Here is an 18,625-nt window from a genome sequence, read left to right on the forward strand (position 1 = left end):
TCGTTACGTTTCGTCACCGGTCTCGAAGTCCTCCGCGGAGACGTTGTCGAGGAAGTCGCGGAACTGGGCGACTTCCTCTTCGTCTGCTTCGGGAGCTTCGATGCCGGCGTCTTTGAGGAGATCGGAGTCGACGTAGACCGGGCACTCTGCCGTCAGGGCCAGGGTCACGGCGTCCGAGGGGCGCGCGGAGATCGTCTTGCCGTCCTCGGTGTGGAGTTCGGCGAGGAAGATCTGTCCGTCGCGACCGGTGATGGTCACATCGGCGAGTTCGTCGTCATGGGCGGCGAGCACGTCGAGGAGCAGAGCATGGGCCATCGGCCGCGGCGGGGTCAGGCCCCGCTGCGCGATCGAGAGCGCATTCGCTTCGATCGCACCCACCCAGATCGGCAGATAGTAGGCGGGCTCATTGGCCTTGAGCAAAAGGATCGGTTGGTTGGCGGGCATTTCGATGCGCACACCGACAACCTCAACTTCGACGTTTGACATTATCCCCCGGTCAGGAGCGCGGGCGCTGCTGGAAGATCATTCTGAACTTCCCGATCTGCACGTCCGCGCCGTTCTGCAGTTCGATGGAGTCGATGAGCTGACGACCGACATACGTGCCGTTGAGCGACCCGGTGTCGCGCAGGGTGAATCCGCTCGGCGTGCGAATGAATTCAGCGTGCTTGCGCGACACAGTGACGTCGTCGAGGAAGATGTCGGCATTCGGGCTGCGGCCCACCGTGACGACATCCGTGTCGAGCAGGATCTGCGAACCGGAGTCCGGTCCCGACACGACGACGAGGAGTGCATCGGTGTCCTGGAGGCCGTCGAGGTCCGGCACGGGGTGGATCTCACCCGTGTGCGGATCGAGGATGCCCTGGAACGGCTGCTGACCCGAGTCGCCGGCATTCTGCGCGCCCGGATACTGCTGGCCACCCTGCGGCTGTCCGCCCTGGTTCTGCTGGTCACGCGGGTCGTAGCCCTGCTGGCCGCCGGACTGCAGGCTGTACCCCTGCTGATCGTACGAACCCTGCGAGCCACCCTGCTGGTTATAGCCCTGCTGCGCGTACTGACCCTGCTGGTCATAGTCCTGCGGCTGATACTGACCCTGCTGGGTGTAGTCGTCCTGCTGGCCGTACCGGCCGGGAGGCTGCTCGCCCGTCGGGTGGTCGGCGTGCCGACCGTGTCCGGAGTCGCCCTGGTTCTGCTGCGGCTGGTTCTGGCCGAAGTTCGGCGCTGCGGGCGCATCCTGTACCGGCGGCTGTCCGTAGGCAGGCGTGTTGCCACGACCGTCACGGCCCTGATCCTGGTCGGCACCATCGTTTCCGGTGCCGAAGGGGAACTTCTTCGACTGCGGAACTTCTCCGTTGTCGTACCACGGCTGCGAGGGATTCCGGCGCCCTTGGTCATTGTTCTGCGACATTATGCCTCCTCGCTCTGCACGAGCTTATGGTACTGCTCCTCGTCCAACAGGCCCATCACCTGTTCGGGATCGCTCGCCTCGACGAGGTACATCCAGCCGTCCTCATAGGGAGAGGAGTTGACGGTCTCGGGTTTGTCGGAGAGCGCTTCGTTGATCTCGGTGATGGTGCCGGACAGAGGAGCGATGAGGTCGGAGACGCTCTTCGTGCTCTCCACCTCTCCGCAGGAGTCACCCTGGGTGATCGAATCTCCGACTGCGGGCAGGTCGACATAGACGACGTCGCCCAGCTGGGACTGGGCGAAATCGGTGATACCCACACGGTAGACGACGTTGTTCTCCGTGGTGTGGACCCATTCGTGGTCCCGTGAGTATAGGTAAGAGACTGGAAAATCCAGTTCCGCCATGTCGACTCCTCCAGCTTGTCGGTGTTCCAAGCATAGCCGCCTGGAGTGCTTACATAACAATCACGAAACAGAAATGTTACTGACCCTCTGACGACAAGTCAGCAGACCCCTGCCTCTCAGGTGACTACCTGGGATGATACTAGTTTGTCGAAGGTCACGAACCGCAATTTTGGAAGTTCGGGAGCGATCGTTATAGGCTTGACCACGTTGCCCCGGCACGGGTGCTGAGCAACGGGCTATGGCGCAGCTTGGTAGCGCGCTTCACTGGGGGTGAAGAGGTCGTGGGTTCAAATCCCGCTAGCCCGACCAAATCCGCCGCTCATCATCCTTGAATTTAAGCGGAAGAATGCCCCGCCACACGTACAGTGTGACGGGGCATTTCGTTTACCTCTCACAAGGCCTCTCACAAAGCGCGAGAGTCCTCAAGCGGCATGAGTACGTGACCCGAGGGCCTGCGCCGCCGCTGTGATGCCTGAGTCTCCAGCGTCCGGAAGGTACGTGCTGAGATGGACCTCGACAGTGTGCCCGAGGAGGGCGGCGGCATCGCCGGGCACTACTCCGAGTCGATGGAGCAAGAACGCGAGAGTGTGCCTCACTGAATGCAGGCGGATCACAGGGACACCCGAGCGTCGGCATAGCGCCCTGAACCAATCTGAGTACAGCTCAGGACGGAGAGGACACCCCACCTCGTCGACGACGACATAGCCGCTGTCGTGGTAGGCCGCTCCCGCCTCCAACTTCTCACTTACCTGCCTTATCTTGAGCTGTCGCAGGAGGTCGAGAGTACCCGCCTCGATGACATCGACCGGCACCGAGCGGCGACGCTGTTCTGACTTCGTATCGTCGACAACATCGCCCCCACCCTTGTCGGCAATGACTCGACCTTGCCGGACTGTGACGGTGCCCGCGCCGAAGTCGATGTCCGACCATCGCAGGCCCATTACATCCGCCCTGGTGAGTCCGCACAAGGTGAGCCGCCATGCCCCAGCGAGGCGATCCAAGTCTGACTTGGCACGGAACTTGTCGAGGTCAGTGCATACGGCCTCGGCCCCATGGCCTTCAGTGGGCCAGTGTTCCAGCTCAGTGCCCCTGGTCTTGCGAGCGCGTGGCATCCTCACCAAATCGGCGACATTCTTCTCGACCAGACCGTCGCGGACCGCGAAGTCGAGCGCCTGGCTGAGGCGGTTCACTGCCGAACGCACAGTGCCAGGAGCGAACGGCCGACCATCTCGGCGCGTCCGCTCCCCCGCCACCGTCTCGGCGATGAACTTCTCTATCTCGCCCGCTGTCAACTCCCGCACGGGTCTATCCCCGAGCGCGTCGACGACAGGTTTCGCCCGGTAGGCGTAGTTGTCGGCTGTGGTCTTACGGATGTCGACGCGAGACGCGACATAGCGGTCAACGAGCTGAGCAACCGTGAGCGTCCGCGCAGACAGTCCCCCACGCTCGGAAACCTCGGCGCGCACCTCGGCGACGAACTGCCGCGCCTCATCGAGAGTGTCGAGCGTCTTCGTCGCTTGCTTGCGCTTAGCCGCACCTCTGGGCGTGGCATCGACGACGACGCGGAAGCGAACGCCGCGCGCCGTCTCGATACGGCGGATCGGCTCATCCCACATCGGACAGTTGGGGCACGTGTAGCCGATCACCTCGTCGCCCTTGTGGATCGGCCCCCAGCCTTGTCGGCGATTGCCTCGGGACTCTCCACACGAGGGGCACGTCTTGAGAGCATCGGCTGGGACAGCTCGACGGTTTCCCGTGCTCATGCCGCCACCTCCTCGGAGGTCAGACGAACTACTCCACCCCGTATGGGTAGAACGCCCTCAGCGATGAACTTGGCTGTTATACGCCGAATCTCGTCATCGTCGCTATGCTGACCGCAGCCGAGACGGTAGACGACGGCACTGTCGGCGATCCTGGTCAGCATGAGGCCCGTGGTGGTATCGACCCCACCGAGGCGGTCGACAGGAGCCTCCTCGCTGTAGATCACGCTCAGGTGTGGCTCTATGGCCTCGGCGAGAGTGAGATGGGTAGTCTGGTGCATGGCTGTTTCTCCGTTCTCAAATATGAGTTTCAGTCAGGCGGTCCCGGGGGTTCTTGGCGGAAGTCCGGGGCCGCTTTCTATTTCTCCGACCTGTCAAGGCCGGAAGCTCGTTTATTGCGCTGGATGGCGCTTTCTTCAAGGTGCCCCTCGTCCCGAAGGAAGCGCACCCATTTGTCGACGGTGTACTCAGTCACGCCGTAATGCTCTGAAAGGGCTTGGCGGCGAGGCGTGCGGGCGATCGTGCCGTCTGGTCGCCGTCTCGGACCGGCGTCACGATAGGCCTGCAAGAACTCGACGACAGGCGTCCTGCCGTCGGGCATGAGGTCGGGCTGCTCCGCCTCGTCGAGAGCATCATCGAGCCGGAAACCCTCATCTAAATGTTGTTCGACCTGCCTCATGTAGGAATAGGCCACTGCTCGGATTTCGGTAAGGGGCACTCCTCGAAGATGAGACTGCTTTACGTTATCGGCATGCACCGTGAGTGAGGTGATCCTCTCGCCGTCTCCGAGCGTGACCGTCCATCGGCCTCCTCTGCCGTCCTCGACTTCAACCCAAGTTTCTCGGTGTGAGTGATTATCTTGCCTTTCGTTGGCGGGGCGGTCTGGACCGCTTCTCGCTCTCCAAGTTGGATTGCGTTTCGTCATGTCTACAAGATTATAGGTTGGTGTCTGCAATTACAACCTTCTAGAGTGAAAGTCGTCGGCAGACATCAGATGAAACAAGCAAAAACTGGAAATTGGAGGAAGACATGACCGCAGTTGTCGAGTCCCCAACATTGGAGAGAGTAATGAAAGTGTCCGAGGTAGCCGCTCATCTTGAGTGCACCAATGACACCGTGTATCGCGTCATAGCCGAGGGTGCGCTCCGGGCCATCCGAGTGGGGCGACTCCTACGCGTGCCCGAGTCCGCCCTCGCAGAGTTCATCGCCGGGGCCGCACGATGATGAGTCAGGATGAGCACCGTCGCAGACTTCGTCGTGCGGACATGATCGCCGCCGCCGAAGCTCGACAGCGGGAGCGGCAACAGGTCGAAGCCCAACGACGACAAGCTGAGGAGCAAGCCCGGCATGTCGAGAAAGCTCGACGGGACGAGAAAGAGCGTCGACCGGCCACCCCGACACACTCGACCGACGAGATCGCGGCGGCATTCGCCGACTGGGAGCGACGCGTGTCGAGAGGCGGGTCGCTTGCCTCTCAACACTTCTGAGCGATCAAGATCCAGATCGCACATGCCGCTGGCGCGAGGGCCGGGCAGTCCTACGAGGGCCGCTCGGCCCTCCGCATTTCAGAAAGGACTCACATGATGATTCGAAAAAGCGAAGTGCCCCCGACTACACCGAGGGCACTTCTCACATGGGCATCGAGATCGCACTCGACGGAACCAAGGGCGAAACTGCCGGTAACTGCTGTACCGAGAGTGAAGCCTGATCTTGGCTCAATTTTTCTCCCCACCGCTGATCGGAGGGGCGATGCCAACGCTACCTCGCGCTGAAAACTCCGCAAGTTTCATAACGCTCGACGACCTGGTCGGCGAGCTTGATGAAAGCCTGACCTCATCGGCGGCACTCAACGCGGCGACGGCGGTAGAGGCAGGCGTGCCAGTAGTGGCCCTGGTGCCTAGTGGCAAGCAACCCACCCACGCTCTCGGGTTGGGATCAAGGTCCCAACCGTTCAGCCGCGCCGAGCAGGTGCTCGACCATGAGGTAGAGGTCCTGCGGACGATGGGGCAACGACCGAACTGGGGCCTCCTCTGTGGTCGTGGCCTGGCAGTGCTCGATTTCGACGGCCCCGAGGGTCGAGCGTGGCTCGACGAGTTGGCCGCAAGGCATGCCGAGGTCTCTGTCTGGGCACGCTCGACCCTCAAGGTAACGACCGGACGCCCCGACGGAGGCGTGCACCTATACGGATCCGTGCCCGAGGGCGTGGACCTGCTCACGGCTTCTGGTGCGGTCGCCCCGCATGTCGATGTCCGAGGCGCTGGCTTCTACGTCGTTGGCCCAGGGTGTCGTCATGCCTCGGGAGCCTTCTACCGCATTACTACCGACCTTGGCTATCACCGCGCCGCCGCAGAGAAGGACGCGGGCGCTGTGCGTGACCTTTTCCCTGTAGTGGAGGACGAGGGTGTGACGATGCTCAGTGCGCTCACAGTGCCGGAGGTGCTTCTCGACCTCATGCGCCGCCCCGAGGACACTTCTCAGGGACCGAGAGATGGGCGGCATACCTTGAGTGCGACAACAGCCGACTTCAGGCCCGGAACGACTGTTCCGAGCGCCTACGTCGGGAGGGCCGTCGAGGGCGTGCTCGCCGAGCTGCACGAGCTTGGCAAGCTCGGCAAAGATCAACGCAATGATCGCGGGCACGGCTGGGACACCGGCGCATTCGCGGCGGCAGTGCGCCTGGTCGAGCTGAGCAATGCCGACCCTGAAGGGCACCCGCTCGACGACATGCGCGAGCAGTATCTCGCGACATGCCCTCGGGATCGACGGTTCGGTTCTAGGCAAGTCGAGCACAAGTGGGCGAGCGCCATCGAGAGGGTCGGCGAGCGCCCCGCCGAGATCACAGGAACAGGCACTGAGGAGATCGAGAGCGTGACGACCACGGCTGAGGCGGAGATCGTTCCCGAGGTCGCCGAGGCGACGGCGCGCGAGCCTGTCAATTGCTCTGCGGAAGCTGGACGCGCGAGCACTCCAGCCGAGGAAGTGCGAAAGGCTTATCCTCTGGCGAACTTGGCTGCGCTTGTTGACCCTGACCGCCCCGAGCGTGCATGGGCGTGGCATGGAGTGGTCCCCGAAGGCGAGCAGGTCTCGATCATCGCCCCTGCGGGCGAAGGAAAGAGCTTGCTGGTGCAAGCGCTCGCAGTGGCGCTGGCCATGGAGCGGCCCGATTTCATCGGTCGGCAGCTCACGTTCGCTCGGTCTGCTCGCGTGCTCATCGTCGACATGGAGAACAGCGATGACGACCACGCCGAGAGGCTTACCGACCTTGGCGTGACACCAGAGAATGTCGAGAGAGTCTCTGAACGCCTGCTATTGCTCTCAATGCCTCGTCTGCGCGGTTTGGACACCGACAAGGGAGCTGAGCAACTGCGAGCGATCCTCGACGCATACGGCATCGGACGCGGCGACCTTCTCATCCTGGACTCGACTCAGCGTGTGACCGAGGGCGAGGAAAACAGTTCTGACACGATGAGGCGGCTGTACAACCTCACCAGTGCTGAGCTGAAGCGGCGCGGGCTGACAGTGATCCGCACCGACAATACTGGCTGGGCTGGCGACCGTGCACGCGGATCAAGCGGCAAGCGTGACGACGTGGGTGGGAGCTGGACCCTCAAGAGAGATGAGCGTGAGCGCGAGATGTTCTCTCTCGTCAATACCAAGCAGCGCTCCAAAGGCGACGGGTCCACCCTCACCTTTCGGCGGTCGCTCGACGAGACGGGCCGTCTGGCGTTCGTTCCCGAGCGCACCACATTCGGAGTCGTCACCCAAGACATCCGCGACTTGCTCGACCGACTCGACGTACCAACCGACGCAGGTGCTCGCCATGCCCGCGATGTCGTCATGCGCGAGAAGAAACGTGCCGAGGAGATGGGCGAGGAATTCCCCTCGGGCGTGACAGGTCGCCTCGTCGAGAAGGTACAGCGCGAGCGCGGCCTCATCATCGAAACAGTCGAAGCGGGGGAAGCCGAGGAGGTCGAAGGGTGGTAACACAAGTAGGAATAGAACACGTGTTCCCCGCGCATGAGAGTGCAAATATTGACCCGATTCAGACCAGGCATGCGCGGGGCATTTTTGCCGCGCGCCGATATGCGCGGGTTTGCGCGGGTCACTGCATTAGGCACCTTCTGCCGCTATTTCTAGCGGATCGCAGCCGCGCAAGGGTCTGCGCGGGTTCTGAGCGGCCTCGGCACGGAGGCATCATCCCGGGGGTGCCCGCGCACCCGCGCGCACCCTTTAGGGTGCGCGGGTGCGCGGCCCCCTGGAGCCTGAGCGCGAGCGGGGTGATTGAACAGATGAAAACACCCGCTCATTGGCCTGATACGCGAAGCCAACTGAAGAGCTTCAGCCCACCGCCCGGGGCAGGGAACTCCACCCCTGCTCAGAGCGCCACACCACCATTACTGTCCTCGCGCGTGCGAGAGCCCATCATTTCGAGGAGATCACAATGAGCGCCAAGACACCTGAATCAGTTGTGAGCATCGCACCGACCGCTCCCCCACCAATGACGCGAGACCACGGCGTGAGCGAAAGGTCGACATCTGTCCTTGCCAACCTTGCCCGCAGGGCGACCGAGTTCGCCTCGACAGTGGCGCGGCCTGCTCCACACACCTGCGGTCGCGTGCACAGATTGCACAGGGCGCTCGCACGGTGCCGGTGGCCGCGCGCCGAGTGGGTGATGGGCGACGGACCGCACGCCGTCCTGAGCCACTGCGGACGCGGCCTCACGGTCGCTCTGTACGCCACCGAGGCGGAAGCGGAAAAGGCGAGGGCGTGGCTGGACTCATCCCGCTGCGGGCATGCCTGCAACGGGACTGGCTGGCATGAGCTGGTGAGTCTACCTGCTCGACCTGCCGAGGCAGGCGCGAGGAGGTGCGAGACATGAGCACCAAGTACCGCAAGAGTGCCCCACTTCCCGAGTGGAGAAGTGGGTCTAACGACTCGCCTGCCCTCTCAACTGGAGCGATGCTCGGATCACCTTTGGGCTTCTCACAGGAGTACTCACAGGGTCGCGGGAATGAGGCCGAAGCGGCCCCGTCGATCCACGTCCCGAAGCGCTCGAAGCTGTTCGATCTCGTCGACACGGCGAAGAACACGCCCTGCCCGATCTGCCGGTCGAAGCGAGGTAGCTGGTGCCGAGGCAACCTCGGCTATCCCACTCGCATCTTCGACGACTGCTACCTCCACGTCATGAGGCTTGAGGCGGCGATCCTGGCCGATGACAGCCGGAGGTCGGGACAGTCGACCGTCGTGTCGGCAGTGGCCTCGGCAGGCGCTCCACCGACAGCACAGGAGCACACGACCGACCGTGACGACGAGCAGAGCGGAGACGACCGCGATGGATAACCGCAGACGCGCCCATGCCGCCCTCGCGCCTCTCCTCGTGGCGATGGAGACCGACCGGCCCGCCTGCGAGGGTGACGAGCGGTTCATCGACGACCGCATCAGGCAGGGCGGCGGCCTCCGGGACCGCATCGACATGAGGCAGACCTGCCGATCCTGCCCACTGCTGGAGCTGTGCCAGGAGTTCGCCACCACGGCCAGACCTGAGGCGGGCTTCTGGGCGGGCAAGTGGCGCGGTGGCGAGCCTCGACCGCTGAGCCGCAACGGCGGTGATCCGCTGTGACCCCGCGCTCTCGGTCATCGCCCTCGTCGCCACCCCCGGCGCTCCACCCCCACATCGACACCATCTCGACCGTGCCACCCCTGACCAAGTGGTGGCGAAGAATCACAACGAAAGGCCCGAATATGTATTACGAAACCAACCCCTACGCTCCCGAATTCACCCCAACCGTCGAGCTGGCGGACGGCTGGCTCGCCTGCCGCGTCTGCGGGGTAGCGACCGCGCCGACCGTCCAGCACGGGCAGGACACCATCACCTCGCTCGGTCGGGAGTATCGAGGCGGGTCGCCGTCACTGCGAAGGAAAGCGGCACAGGAGTTCGAGACCACCATGACAAGATGCTCGGCCTGCGAGGAGCGCCGTGAGCGTGCTGTGGCGGTCAACATCGAGCACCCGGCAGGGCGAGGGCAGTACGTCGCTGACGTGATAGCGAACACCGCCGTCGAGCGTGCCCTCGCTGTCGCCGCCGTGGCGGAGACCGACCTCAAGCTGACTTCGGCGCGACGGGTCCGCATGGCGATTCGCTATCTCACGACCGAGGCCCTGGGCCTGGTGTGGGAGAGCAGATTCGCTCCCGTCGCCGAGGCCGAGGCCCACCCGAGCACCGGAGCGGCCCTGCCATGGTCACACGTGCCCGAGGAGGGACGTGCTCGCGCACGGCAAGCGGTGGCCGCGTTCCTCCGCGCCCTGACCGAGCGCCCCCAGCCAACCCCAGCGCCCACTGGTGGCGGTTGCTACCTCTGCGGGGTCGCCTCGGTCGAGGTCGTCCCCTCACGGGCATCGTCGGCATGGACCGAGGCGCGAGTCTCACCGTCCTCGCTCGGCGGCACCTCGACCGCCCACCGGCGCGTGTCGGTGTGCCGGACGTGCGCCGATGCCGCCGAGGCATTCGGGGCCTACGGACAGTCGGCTATGGCACGCCTCGTGCTGGAGGCGGCAGGCATCTCGCGCAAGCTCGGCATCGAGAACGTGCGCCTCGACCCTCCAGCCTGGGGCGTGATGGACATCGAACCGAACCCGACCCCATGGGCACATATCGACCTCGCCGACCTGCGAGAGAAGTTCGAGACCGGGAGGGTCGGGCGATGAGCAGGAAGATGAAGAAGGGCCTGACCGCTGCCGAGGTCGCCAAGCTCCCACCTGACCAATGGCCGTCATGGTATCGCCCCGCGAAGGGCGCAGGACGCGGCTCACCGAAGCACTCGGACTTCTCCGAGAACAACACCGTGAACCTTCAGAGCGGCTACAGATCACCGAGGGTCTACAGCGCCGTGAGCGCCGCCCTCGTGGCGGGCATCGTCGACGACCGACCGGACTTGAGGAAGTATCCCGAGGCCCTGGCAGCATGGGCGGATGCCGAGGCCCGAGCTGCGCTCCTGCGTCGTCACCTGGACGAGATCGGCATCATTGACGACGACGGACAGCCTCGCACCTCGCTGGTGAACATGCTCCGTTGGTTCGAGAACAGTGCCACCTCTGCCCGTGACCGCCTCGGCTTGGACCCCCGATCTGAGGCGGAGTTGTCTCTACTCAGGGCAAAGGCCGTCCGCGAGGGCACCAGCTCTGCTGTCGACCTCGACGCGCTGGTCGAGAAGGGTCGAGAGGTACTCGACGCTGGACCCGACCCCGTGATCGCGGCACTCGACCGAGTGAAGGCCGAAGGCGCACAGACCACCCCTGAGGAGGACGACCGATGAACAGGACAAAGACCACCGCTACGCTCGCCGCGCTCGACCTCCTCGCCGCTTTGCCTCTGGAGAACGGCGCGAGGTGGGGCGAAATGGCCCACCCGTTTCAATTGGCCGACGCTCGGGCAATATTCGACCCCGAGGGACCTCGACGGCATTTCCTCCTCCGAGGACGCGGCATGTCCAAGACGACCGACATCGCTGGTATTACTTTGTCGCTACTCCTCACCGAGGCCCCAGCGAACTCGACCTCACTGGTCTACGCGTCAGACGCGGATCAGGCCGAGCTGACCATGGAGGCGCTGAGTGGCTTCGTCGACCGTTCCGGTCTCCGGTCGAGCGCGAAGGTGCTGGGCAGGACGGTCGAGAACACGGCGACGGGTGCCACGCTGACCGTCGAGACTTCCGACGGGGCCTCAGCCTTCGGCAAGCGGCCATGGCTCCAGATCGTTGACGAGCTGGCAGTCTGGCCGAACACGCCGAACCACCGAACACTGTGGTCGGCCATCTCCTCGGCGGTGCCGAAGGTGCCAGGGTCGCGGCTCATCATCATCACGACGGCGGGGTCGCCGACGGGCATCGGTGCCAAGAGGTGGCAGAAGGCCCTGACCTCGCCCGCCTGGCACACCTCGCTCCATCCTGGCCCCTCGCCCTGGTGGACTGAGGAGGACATCGCCGAGGTGAAAGACGATCTCACCCCCTCGGAATGGCGGCGGCTTATCCTCTGCGAGTGGTCCGAGGCTGACGACGCTCTGACCTCGCCTGCCGACATCGAGGCAGTCATCCGCCCAGGCGACCCGGTGCTCGCCCCTGATCCTCGCCGTGAGTATGTCGCCGCGCTCGACGTGGGCACCCGGCGAGACCTCACGGCGCTCGCGGTCGGTCACGCCGAGGAGCGTGCAGCGGGCCGCGTGTTCATCATCGACAAGGTGATGAGCTGGAGACCATCGGACAGTGGGGGCAGAGTCGACCTCGCCGAGGTCGAGGCTGCCTCGCTGCGCGTCTGTCGTGAGTACGGAGCCAAGCTCCGCTTCGACCGGATGCAGGCGGAGCAATTGACGACGAACCTCCAACGGCAAGGCGTACGCACCGAGGAGTTCGTGTTCTCCTCGGCCGGCGCGAATCGCCTCGCACGGTCGCTATGGGGCGCACTCCGCGACCGCTCGCTGAGCCTGCCTGACGATGACGAGACTCGGGAGGAGTTCATGAGTGCTCGCATGGTCGAAACTGGCCCCTCGACAGTGAAGCTCCAGAACCCTCCAGGAACTCACGACGACCTCGTGGTCGCTGTCGGCATGATCGTCGCTGACCTCTCTCAGCGGCCCGCCGCGCTCATGGGCGGGATCAGCATCCCCGGCAGAAGCGTCGCTCCCTCCGACGAACGCCGACTCCCGACCCCACATCGCTCGGGAGAGGCTCGACGAGCCGTCACTCCGACCGGAGGGATACCACCACAGGCCAAGAGGCTGACAAGCGCACCGAGACGGGTCTATGCGGTGGCCGGAAAGGCTCGCCCGTATGGCTACGAAACTGGGCGGCGGCGGTCGTAGGGGTCGGCTCCTGGCACGGTCCATAGTGGAGTGGCGACCTCTTCGTCGGCGAAGGTGCCGTGAACGGCGGTTTCGTCGTTTGATGCGTCCGGGCGGCACATCCCGGCATATGCCGTGACCGACTCATCGTCGGGCAGCTCGGTAATCGACATACCGTTATCGAGTTTCTTCCCCTGCCAGTCGTCAAAGACGTTCGGGGCATCGACGAGCACTGGATCGTAGGAGCCACGAACCCCGTCTTTGTAGTAGACGCCTGAGATGTCGAGACTATCGCTTGGATTGACAGTCGAGCCGGAGTTGTTGGCAATAGTCAGTTTGAACACGGCGACCGGATCGCCTGCGGTGCAGTTGCTCGCGGTCCCGTGCTCGCTGAACTTCGTCTCTCCGAGGTAGTCGACGGTCAGCTCCATGCCGGACGGGAAAATTGCTGTCTTGCCAAAGTCGAAATAGCCGGTGCCATCGTCCTTATAGGAGGTGGCACCTGATGCGGTAGCAGGCGGGTCGGCCTCAGTCTGCACGTAGTCGCCGTCGGAATCTTGAGTCTCGTGAGCCTGCGGACTCGCCTCGGCGACTTGTGACTCCGTGTGTGAGTCGTCCGTCGCCGATGTGCACGCCGAGAGGGTTAGAAGTCCCAGAGCGGTAGCAGTGGCTGTGATTCGCTTCATGGAGTCTCCGTCCTATTTGTCGAGGTCCGGGTTGACCATGCCCGCGTCCCTAAGGTCCCAAATATCAATCAATGCGCTGTTGTCGAAATCGATCTTCTCGACAGTGTCTCGTGTGTATCGAACGCTGAACAGGTAGGAGTTGTCCTTGTTGCCGTACTTGTCGACGGTCGGGCCGCTACCCATCACAACGATGCTCTTGTAGTCGGGGTACTTCGCCTTTGCGGCCTGGAGCGCCGCGATGGTGTCTTGTTTCGCGCCGGTGGCCACCAGTCCGGTAGTGAAATTGTCGTCAATCTCGAACTGGACTGTGACCTCGCCTTGGTAGTAGTCGAAGTCGAATTTGTCATCGTCTGTCGACTTCGACTCGGACTCCGACTCCTTCTCTTTGGAGCTTTCGTCCTTGGCCTTCTCCTCCGCTTTGGCCTTCTCAGCCTTCTTTTCCTCTGCTGACTCCTGGTCGTCGTCGATCTTGGATACTGTGAGGGTGACGGCATCACCCGGCTCGACTTCTGCACCGGCATTGGGGGACGTGCTCTCAACCTTCCAGTTGGAATTCAGAATCACCGAACGATCCTCATCGCTCTCGTCGACAAAGTCCGCTTTCAGATCGAGGTCGTCGAGCGCGTCTTTGGCTTCGTCTCCAGCCTTTCCGACGAGATCGGGCACCGTTATCGGCTCTGCCTCCTCGGTAGAGCTGGCCTCGACAGTTTCCGGCGCGTCCTCGGTCTGGCCGAACACCCCGGTAGCGGAGAGCACGACCAGCGCAGCCAGCGTCCAGACCCACCACCTCTTATAGAACGGTTTCGAGGCTCGACGCTGCCTCGGGCGCGCCTGTGGTGCTTCTCCAGTGGGGCGGTCAGTCATTCGGGCTCCATCGCTTCTGTAGTTCACTACATCTATACCACCATTGTGCTACTTATAAGTCTGTAGACCAAAAAGTAGCACCGGTAGACGCTTGGTCGAGTGGAAGGTGAGTTGCAGCGCGTCGTGGGTGAGAACCTCCGACGCCATCGGTTACGGCTCGGGCTGAGTCAAGAGGCATTTGCTGAGCGCCTCGGAGTGCATCGCACCTACATGGGTGGCGTTGAACGCGGCGAGCGCAACCTCACGCTTAAGACCGTCGAGCGGCTGGCAGAGACGATAGGGGTGCAGCCTCTCTCGCTACTCACCGGGCCTGCCGACTGCCACTAATTGCCGCCAGGTCGCTGCGCCCATACCCGATAGCATCATTCGCAATTTGAGACACATCTTCAAACGCCAAGGGCTTGAAGTGGTTAGTTTGAATTCTCCAAGGGATAGCTTTGGGGCGCAACGTTGACTTCTGGGAGCTTACCGTTATAAACCTGTGCAGTGTATTGCGCGATGTGCCATTGAACGGATTGGTCGGAACACTTGAAGCCTCTGCTCTCAAGTTCCTGTTGCAGACTTACATGTATCTCTGCGGGATTTTTGCCGTCTCGACGTTGGTAGACCAACTTAATCGCCTTTTCTAGCGTCACCTGTTTTGCGAAAGCGGCTATCTCATCCAAGAACATAACGTACTCGTATGGTCCGACGGTCTCGAATGTGGCACGAGAGCCGTCGAGAGACTGGTCGAGGCAAACGTCGCGAGTGTAGGCAGGGCTTTTCGGCTCCTCGCCTTTGAAATACCAACTATCGCCATGGGCGGCGGCGTTTCTGAAATGCCGTGCGAACTGAGTGAGCGGCCTTTCTGATCTGTTTAGGTCATGTCGAATTAGTAGGTTGCCGATTTTGGTCGCTCCGAGGAGCATCGGCCCGGCGAGTAGGTCCTTTTGTACGTCTGCGCTCGGTAGCTCTCGCACGTACTCGAAAGCTTGCAGAGCTGAGAAGCGGACTCCCTCATCTGTATCCCGCTTCATCAGGTCCACAGGTATATCAGCGTCGCGAGGAGCGCCCGTCAATTCGCGATGCCACTCCAAGATCGGCGCGCCAGGGTGGAGCATCGCCACGAGGGAAAGATTCTGAGTGATGAAAAGCGTCTTCAGTGAGTTTGCCGCCTCAGCAATGTCCATATCGCGCTTGGGTTTCTGAGCCATTCGCTCAGTCTATGTCGACCTCTCACAATCCTCTCACAGAAGGCACGGAATGAGGCAGGAAGAGACACAACAAGAAAGGTCAGCAGTCCGAGAGAACCGCATGAAATAAGGGCAGACGGCACAAGCCACTGCGCCTAGTCTTCACTGGGGGTGAAGAGGTCGTGGGTTCAAATCCCGCTAGCCCGACCGATCGAATGTGTCGCGACTGAAGTCGCGGCACATTTTTCATTTCCTTTCGATTTCCCTCCGCACGCTCGCCCTCCGGTGCTTCCTCGGTGCCCGTGTGCGCCCCTCGCGGCCGTAGGCACGACGACGCCGTGTCCGTTCTCGGCGGCGCCGGAACCCCGGACGAGCTCCCCTGCGCGGTCAGTCCTCCCGCTGCCGCTCACCGTCGAGGCGTCCGGCGAAGACCACGGTCGCCGCCCCGATGAGGACGAGCAGCCCGAGGCCCCAGCGCAGGTTGGTCGCGGTGGCGATGACCCCGACGAGCGGACTCGTCGCCATGAACCCGATGCGCATGATCCAGTTGACGAGCGTCACCCCGGCCGCCCGCCCGGCTCCGGGAAGGCGTGAGGCGGCACTGAGCGCGCCGGGCACGAGCGTCGCCGAGCCGTATCCGAGCGCGGCGAGCGAGACCAGCAGCTGCACGGGTTCGACCGCAGTGGCCGCCCCGAGTCCTCCGAGAGCGATGAGAACGCCGCCGAGGCGGGCGATCCGTCCCGCCCCGAACCGTCCGACGAGGACATCGCCGGAGAAACGGCCGACGCATTGGCTGCCGATGACGATGCTGAAGCCGATCCCGGCCATCGTCACCGGCAGACCTGCGATGTCGACGGCGGCGAGCGCCGCCCAGTTGTTCGCGATGTCCTCGACCGCGGTCCCGCAGACTGCGACGATCGCCAACGGCAGCGCGGCGAGGAGGATCCGGCGCTTGCGCCCGGGTCCCGGGGCCGGTGCACGGGCCGCCTCGGCGTCGTCGATGATGCGCCTGCCCCACTGCCTGCCCTCCCCTCCGATGAGCCACCGCCCGATGATGACGAGGACGATGCAGCCGACTGCGACGAGGAGAAGGTGCAGTCGGATGTCCATGCCCGCCGCCGCGGCCGCGGTCGCGAGCGCACCGCTGAGCAGACCGCCGAGGCTCCACAGGGCATGCATCGAGGAGAGGATGATCCGCGACCGGTTCTCCTGGACGCCGATGCCGACGACGTTCTGTGCGACGTCGACGACGGCGTCGCAGACTCCGACGAGAAAGAGGCAGCCGGCCATCATCCAGCCGCTCGTCGACCAGCCGGTGAGCGCGACGAACGCGACGAGGAGGACGGTGCCGCCGACGACGACCGCATTCGCGCCGAAGCGTCCGATGAGCCGGGCCGGCAGGACTGAGGAGGCGATCGCGCCGATGGCGAAGGAGGCGACGACGAGTCCGAACTCCCACGCGCTCAGACCCAGCCGAGTGATGAGGAGCGGATACCACGGCAGGAGCGCGGCGAACGCGGCGCCGTTGGACGAGAAGTAGATGCCCGCTCCCGCAATGCCCGCGAACCCCGGCGTGCTCCGCTGTCCCACAGTCTCTCCTCCCATGCTCCCCGGCCTGCTGTGCCCGGCCCACTGTCCCGGACTCCTGTGCCCCGGCCCACTGTCCCGGACTGCAGCGGTGCCGGTCGGGTCGCTGCGATCCGTCACCGGCCGGCACAATGGTCCCCACCCTATCGATCCCTCCCGCCCGCGATCGCGAGCCACGCGTGAGGACTGCTGCGGACACGGCAGCGCGGCAGTCGCCTGTGCCCGCCGACCTGGCGTACCCTGGGTGACGCACAGCACCCGGGATGATCGGTTCCGGGCGACCGAATCATCCAAGGAGACCTCCCGTGTCCTCGTCTCAGAACCCAGCCGACAACCGGCTGCACGGAATGGAGCGGGTGTCCTCCCGCATCATCGGCATCTCGATCGCCGCCGCCCTCGGCGGGTTCCTCTTCGGCTTCGACACGGCGGTCATCAACGGCGCCGTCGACGCCCTGGCCACCGACTTCGGTCTCGATGCGTTCCTCAAGGGCTTCGCCGTCTCCTCGGCGCTCATCGCCTGCGCCGTCGGTGCGTGGTTCGCGGGATCGCTCGCCAACCGCTTCGGTCGCCTGCCCGTTATGGTTGTCGCCGCGATCCTCTTCTTCATCTCCGCGATCGGCTCGGGTCTCGCCTTCGGCGTCACCGACCTCATCATCTGGCGCATGGTCGGCGGCCTCGGCGTCGGGGCGGCCTCCGTCATCGCACCCGCGTACATCGCCGAGGTCTCCCCCGCCCGCGTGCGCGGACGCCTCGGATCCCTCCAGCAGCTCGCGATCGTCTCCGGCATCTTCGCCGCGCTGCTGTCCAACGCGCTGCTCGCCACGGTCTCCGGTGGGGCGTCGGCCCCGTTCTGGTTCGGCATCGACACGTGGCGGTGGATGTTCATGGTCGAGGCGATCCCGGCCCTCATCTACGGTCTCTCCGCCCTCGGACTGCCGGAGTCCCCGCGCTTCCTCGTCGCCCGTGGACGCGAGGAGGAGGCGGCGAAGGTGCTGCGCGACTTCACCGGCGTCGTCGACACCGATGCCCTCATCGACCGCATCCGCGAGTCACTCAAGCGCGAGGAGCGCGAGTCATTCCGCGACCTCATCGGCAAGCGGTTCGGCCTCAAGCCGATCGTGTGGATCGGCATCCTGCTGTCGGTCTTCCAGCAGTTCGTCGGCATCAACGTCATCTTCTACTACTCGACGACCCTGTGGAGGTCCGTCGGCTTCGACGAGTCGAGCGCCCTGCTCACCTCGGTCATCACCTCGGTGACGAACATCGTCGTGACGATCGTCGCAATCCTCCTCGTCGACCGGGTCGGGCGCCGCAAGATGCTCCTCGCCGGTTCCCTGCTCATGGGCGTGTCACTGGCGATGATGGCGATCGCGTTCTCCTTCGCCGAACTCGTCACCGCCGCCGACGGCACGACGAGCGCCGAGCTCGGCGCCCCCTGGTCGGTCATCGCCCTCATCTCCGCGAATGTCTTCGTCGTCGGCTTCGGCGCGACGTGGGGTCCGCTGACCTGGGTCCTCCTAGGCGAGATGTTCCCCAACCGGATCCGCGCCGCCGCCCTCGCCGTCGCCGCGGCAGCTCAGTGGGTCGCGAACTTCGCGATCTCGACGACGTTCCCGATCTTCGCCGACATCAGCCTCACCTTCGCGTACGGCTTCTACGCGTTCTTCGCCGTCCTATCCTTCTTCTTCGTGTGGTGGAAGGTGCCGGAGACGAAGGGCATCGAACTCGAGGACATGAGCGAGGACGCCTCCCCCACCCACAAGCCCTGACCCTCACAGCCCTCACCGCGAGGTCCGCGCGCACCCTCGCCGAGGTGGTGAGAGGTCACCCGCGCCGAGGCGGTCGCGCAGCCCCGTGGTCCCGACTCCTGGGTCGTGTGCGCCACCACTGCTCGGGCGTGTGCGCCACATCCAC

At 64.0% G+C, this 18,625-nt stretch carries 19 protein-coding genes and 1 tRNA gene; 10 read left to right on the top strand and 10 right to left on the bottom strand.

From position 1 onward, the window contains the following. Positions 1-3: 3 nt before the first annotated feature. From FJ887_RS09070 to gcvH, 3 genes are read right to left on the bottom strand one after another with little or no spacing between them, the layout of a single operon-like run. Complete coding sequence (locus FJ887_RS09070) at positions 4-456, bottom strand: bifunctional nuclease family protein (protein ID WP_249356867.1); 453 nt, start codon at positions 454-456, stop codon at positions 4-6. A gap of 40 nt (positions 457-496) precedes the next feature. Beyond that, positions 497-1,405, bottom strand: coding sequence for an FHA domain-containing protein (locus FJ887_RS18515; protein ID WP_171007095.1), 909 nt, complete (start codon positions 1,403-1,405; stop codon positions 497-499). Next, entirely contained in the window at positions 1,405-1,809 is a 405-nt protein-coding gene (gcvH, locus tag FJ887_RS09080; RefSeq protein WP_137826477.1) for a glycine cleavage system protein GcvH, read from the bottom strand. Before gcvH ends, FJ887_RS18515 begins: the two co-directional genes overlap by 1 nt. A gap of 232 nt (positions 1,810-2,041) precedes the next feature. On the opposite strand from gcvH, the gene FJ887_RS09085 reads away from it, so the two are divergent. Next, positions 2,042-2,118 (top strand) — tRNA-Pro (locus FJ887_RS09085). A gap of 113 nt (positions 2,119-2,231) precedes the next feature. Here the strand turns inward: FJ887_RS09085 and FJ887_RS18520 are convergent. The 3 genes from FJ887_RS18520 to FJ887_RS09100 all read right to left on the bottom strand — a co-directional run bounded on the left by FJ887_RS18520 (position 2,232) and on the right by FJ887_RS09100 (position 4,263). Continuing rightward, positions 2,232-3,455: a tyrosine-type recombinase/integrase gene (locus tag FJ887_RS18520; RefSeq protein ID WP_180960572.1), complete on the bottom strand. Its 1,224-nt coding sequence runs from the start codon at positions 3,453-3,455 to the stop codon at positions 2,232-2,234. 113 nt (positions 3,456-3,568) lie between these two features. Further along, positions 3,569-3,850, bottom strand: coding sequence for a hypothetical protein (locus FJ887_RS09095; protein ID WP_101623674.1), 282 nt, complete (start codon positions 3,848-3,850; stop codon positions 3,569-3,571). Between the two features lie 77 nt (positions 3,851-3,927). Beyond that, entirely contained in the window at positions 3,928-4,263 is a 336-nt protein-coding gene (locus tag FJ887_RS09100; RefSeq protein WP_101623673.1) for a hypothetical protein, read from the bottom strand. A gap of 374 nt (positions 4,264-4,637) precedes the next feature. Between FJ887_RS09100 and FJ887_RS09105 the strand changes: the two genes are divergently transcribed. The 7 genes from FJ887_RS09105 to FJ887_RS09135 all read left to right on the top strand — a co-directional run bounded on the left by FJ887_RS09105 (position 4,638) and on the right by FJ887_RS09135 (position 12,423). Then, on the top strand, positions 4,638-4,793 hold the full coding sequence (locus tag FJ887_RS09105; protein WP_232252813.1) for an excisionase family DNA-binding protein: 156 nt from the start codon (positions 4,638-4,640) through the stop codon (positions 4,791-4,793). A gap of 525 nt (positions 4,794-5,318) precedes the next feature. After that, positions 5,319-7,553: a bifunctional DNA primase/polymerase gene (locus FJ887_RS09110; RefSeq protein ID WP_101623671.1), complete on the top strand. Its 2,235-nt coding sequence runs from the start codon at positions 5,319-5,321 to the stop codon at positions 7,551-7,553. Between the two features lie 975 nt (positions 7,554-8,528). Continuing rightward, the gene (locus FJ887_RS09115; protein WP_140954938.1) at positions 8,529-8,909 is read left to right on the top strand and encodes a hypothetical protein; all 381 of its coding nucleotides are present in this window, start codon (positions 8,529-8,531) and stop codon (positions 8,907-8,909) included. Positions 8,910-8,946: 37 nt separating this feature from the next. Then, the gene (locus FJ887_RS09120) at positions 8,947-9,189 is read left to right on the top strand and encodes a WhiB family transcriptional regulator (protein ID WP_140954937.1); all 243 of its coding nucleotides are present in this window, start codon (positions 8,947-8,949) and stop codon (positions 9,187-9,189) included. A gap of 122 nt (positions 9,190-9,311) precedes the next feature. Further along, positions 9,312-10,274 carry a hypothetical protein gene (locus FJ887_RS09125; RefSeq protein WP_140954936.1) on the top strand — a complete coding sequence of 321 codons (963 nt, stop codon included), beginning with the start codon at positions 9,312-9,314 and terminating at the stop codon, positions 10,272-10,274. Continuing rightward, positions 10,271-10,882: a hypothetical protein gene (locus FJ887_RS09130; RefSeq protein ID WP_140954935.1), complete on the top strand. Its 612-nt coding sequence runs from the start codon at positions 10,271-10,273 to the stop codon at positions 10,880-10,882. Before FJ887_RS09125 ends, FJ887_RS09130 begins: the two co-directional genes overlap by 4 nt. Positions 10,883-11,052: 170 nt before the next feature. Next, positions 11,053-12,423, top strand: a complete 1,371-nt coding sequence (locus tag FJ887_RS09135) for a terminase large subunit domain-containing protein (RefSeq protein WP_180960571.1) — start codon at positions 11,053-11,055, stop codon at positions 12,421-12,423. On the opposite strand, the gene FJ887_RS09140 is transcribed toward FJ887_RS09135, so the two are convergent. Together FJ887_RS09140 and FJ887_RS09145 are read right to left on the bottom strand one after the other, a co-directional pair. After that, a complete protein-coding gene (locus FJ887_RS09140) occupies positions 12,396-13,088 on the bottom strand; it encodes a hypothetical protein (RefSeq protein ID WP_101623665.1) in 693 nt (230 codons plus the stop codon). The two genes, FJ887_RS09135 and FJ887_RS09140, sit on opposite strands and share 28 nt — an antisense overlap. Positions 13,089-13,100: 12 nt before the next feature. After that, the gene (locus tag FJ887_RS09145; protein WP_101623664.1) at positions 13,101-13,952 is read right to left on the bottom strand and encodes a PASTA domain-containing protein; all 852 of its coding nucleotides are present in this window, start codon (positions 13,950-13,952) and stop codon (positions 13,101-13,103) included. A 123-nt stretch (positions 13,953-14,075) separates the two neighbouring features. Between FJ887_RS09145 and FJ887_RS09150 the strand changes: the two genes are divergently transcribed. After that, entirely contained in the window at positions 14,076-14,279 is a 204-nt protein-coding gene (locus FJ887_RS09150) for a helix-turn-helix domain-containing protein (protein WP_232252591.1), read from the top strand. Between the two features lie 83 nt (positions 14,280-14,362). Here the strand turns inward: FJ887_RS09150 and FJ887_RS09155 are convergent, their stop codons facing one another. Continuing rightward, positions 14,363-15,145, bottom strand: a complete 783-nt coding sequence (locus FJ887_RS09155) for a hypothetical protein (protein ID WP_101623662.1) — start codon at positions 15,143-15,145, stop codon at positions 14,363-14,365. Between the two features lie 366 nt (positions 15,146-15,511). Continuing rightward, complete coding sequence (locus FJ887_RS09160) at positions 15,512-16,714, bottom strand: MFS transporter (protein WP_249356868.1); 1,203 nt, start codon at positions 16,712-16,714, stop codon at positions 15,512-15,514. Positions 16,715-17,058: 344 nt separating this feature from the next. On the opposite strand from FJ887_RS09160, the gene FJ887_RS09165 reads away from it, so the two are divergent. Then, positions 17,059-18,480, top strand: a complete 1,422-nt coding sequence (locus tag FJ887_RS09165; RefSeq protein ID WP_171007096.1) for a sugar porter family MFS transporter — start codon at positions 17,059-17,061, stop codon at positions 18,478-18,480. Positions 18,481-18,625 lie beyond the last annotated feature (145 nt).

Origin of the sequence: Brevibacterium sp. XM4083 (assembly GCF_006489205.2) — a bacterium.
Taxonomy (GTDB): domain Bacteria; phylum Actinomycetota; class Actinomycetes; order Actinomycetales; family Brevibacteriaceae; genus Brevibacterium.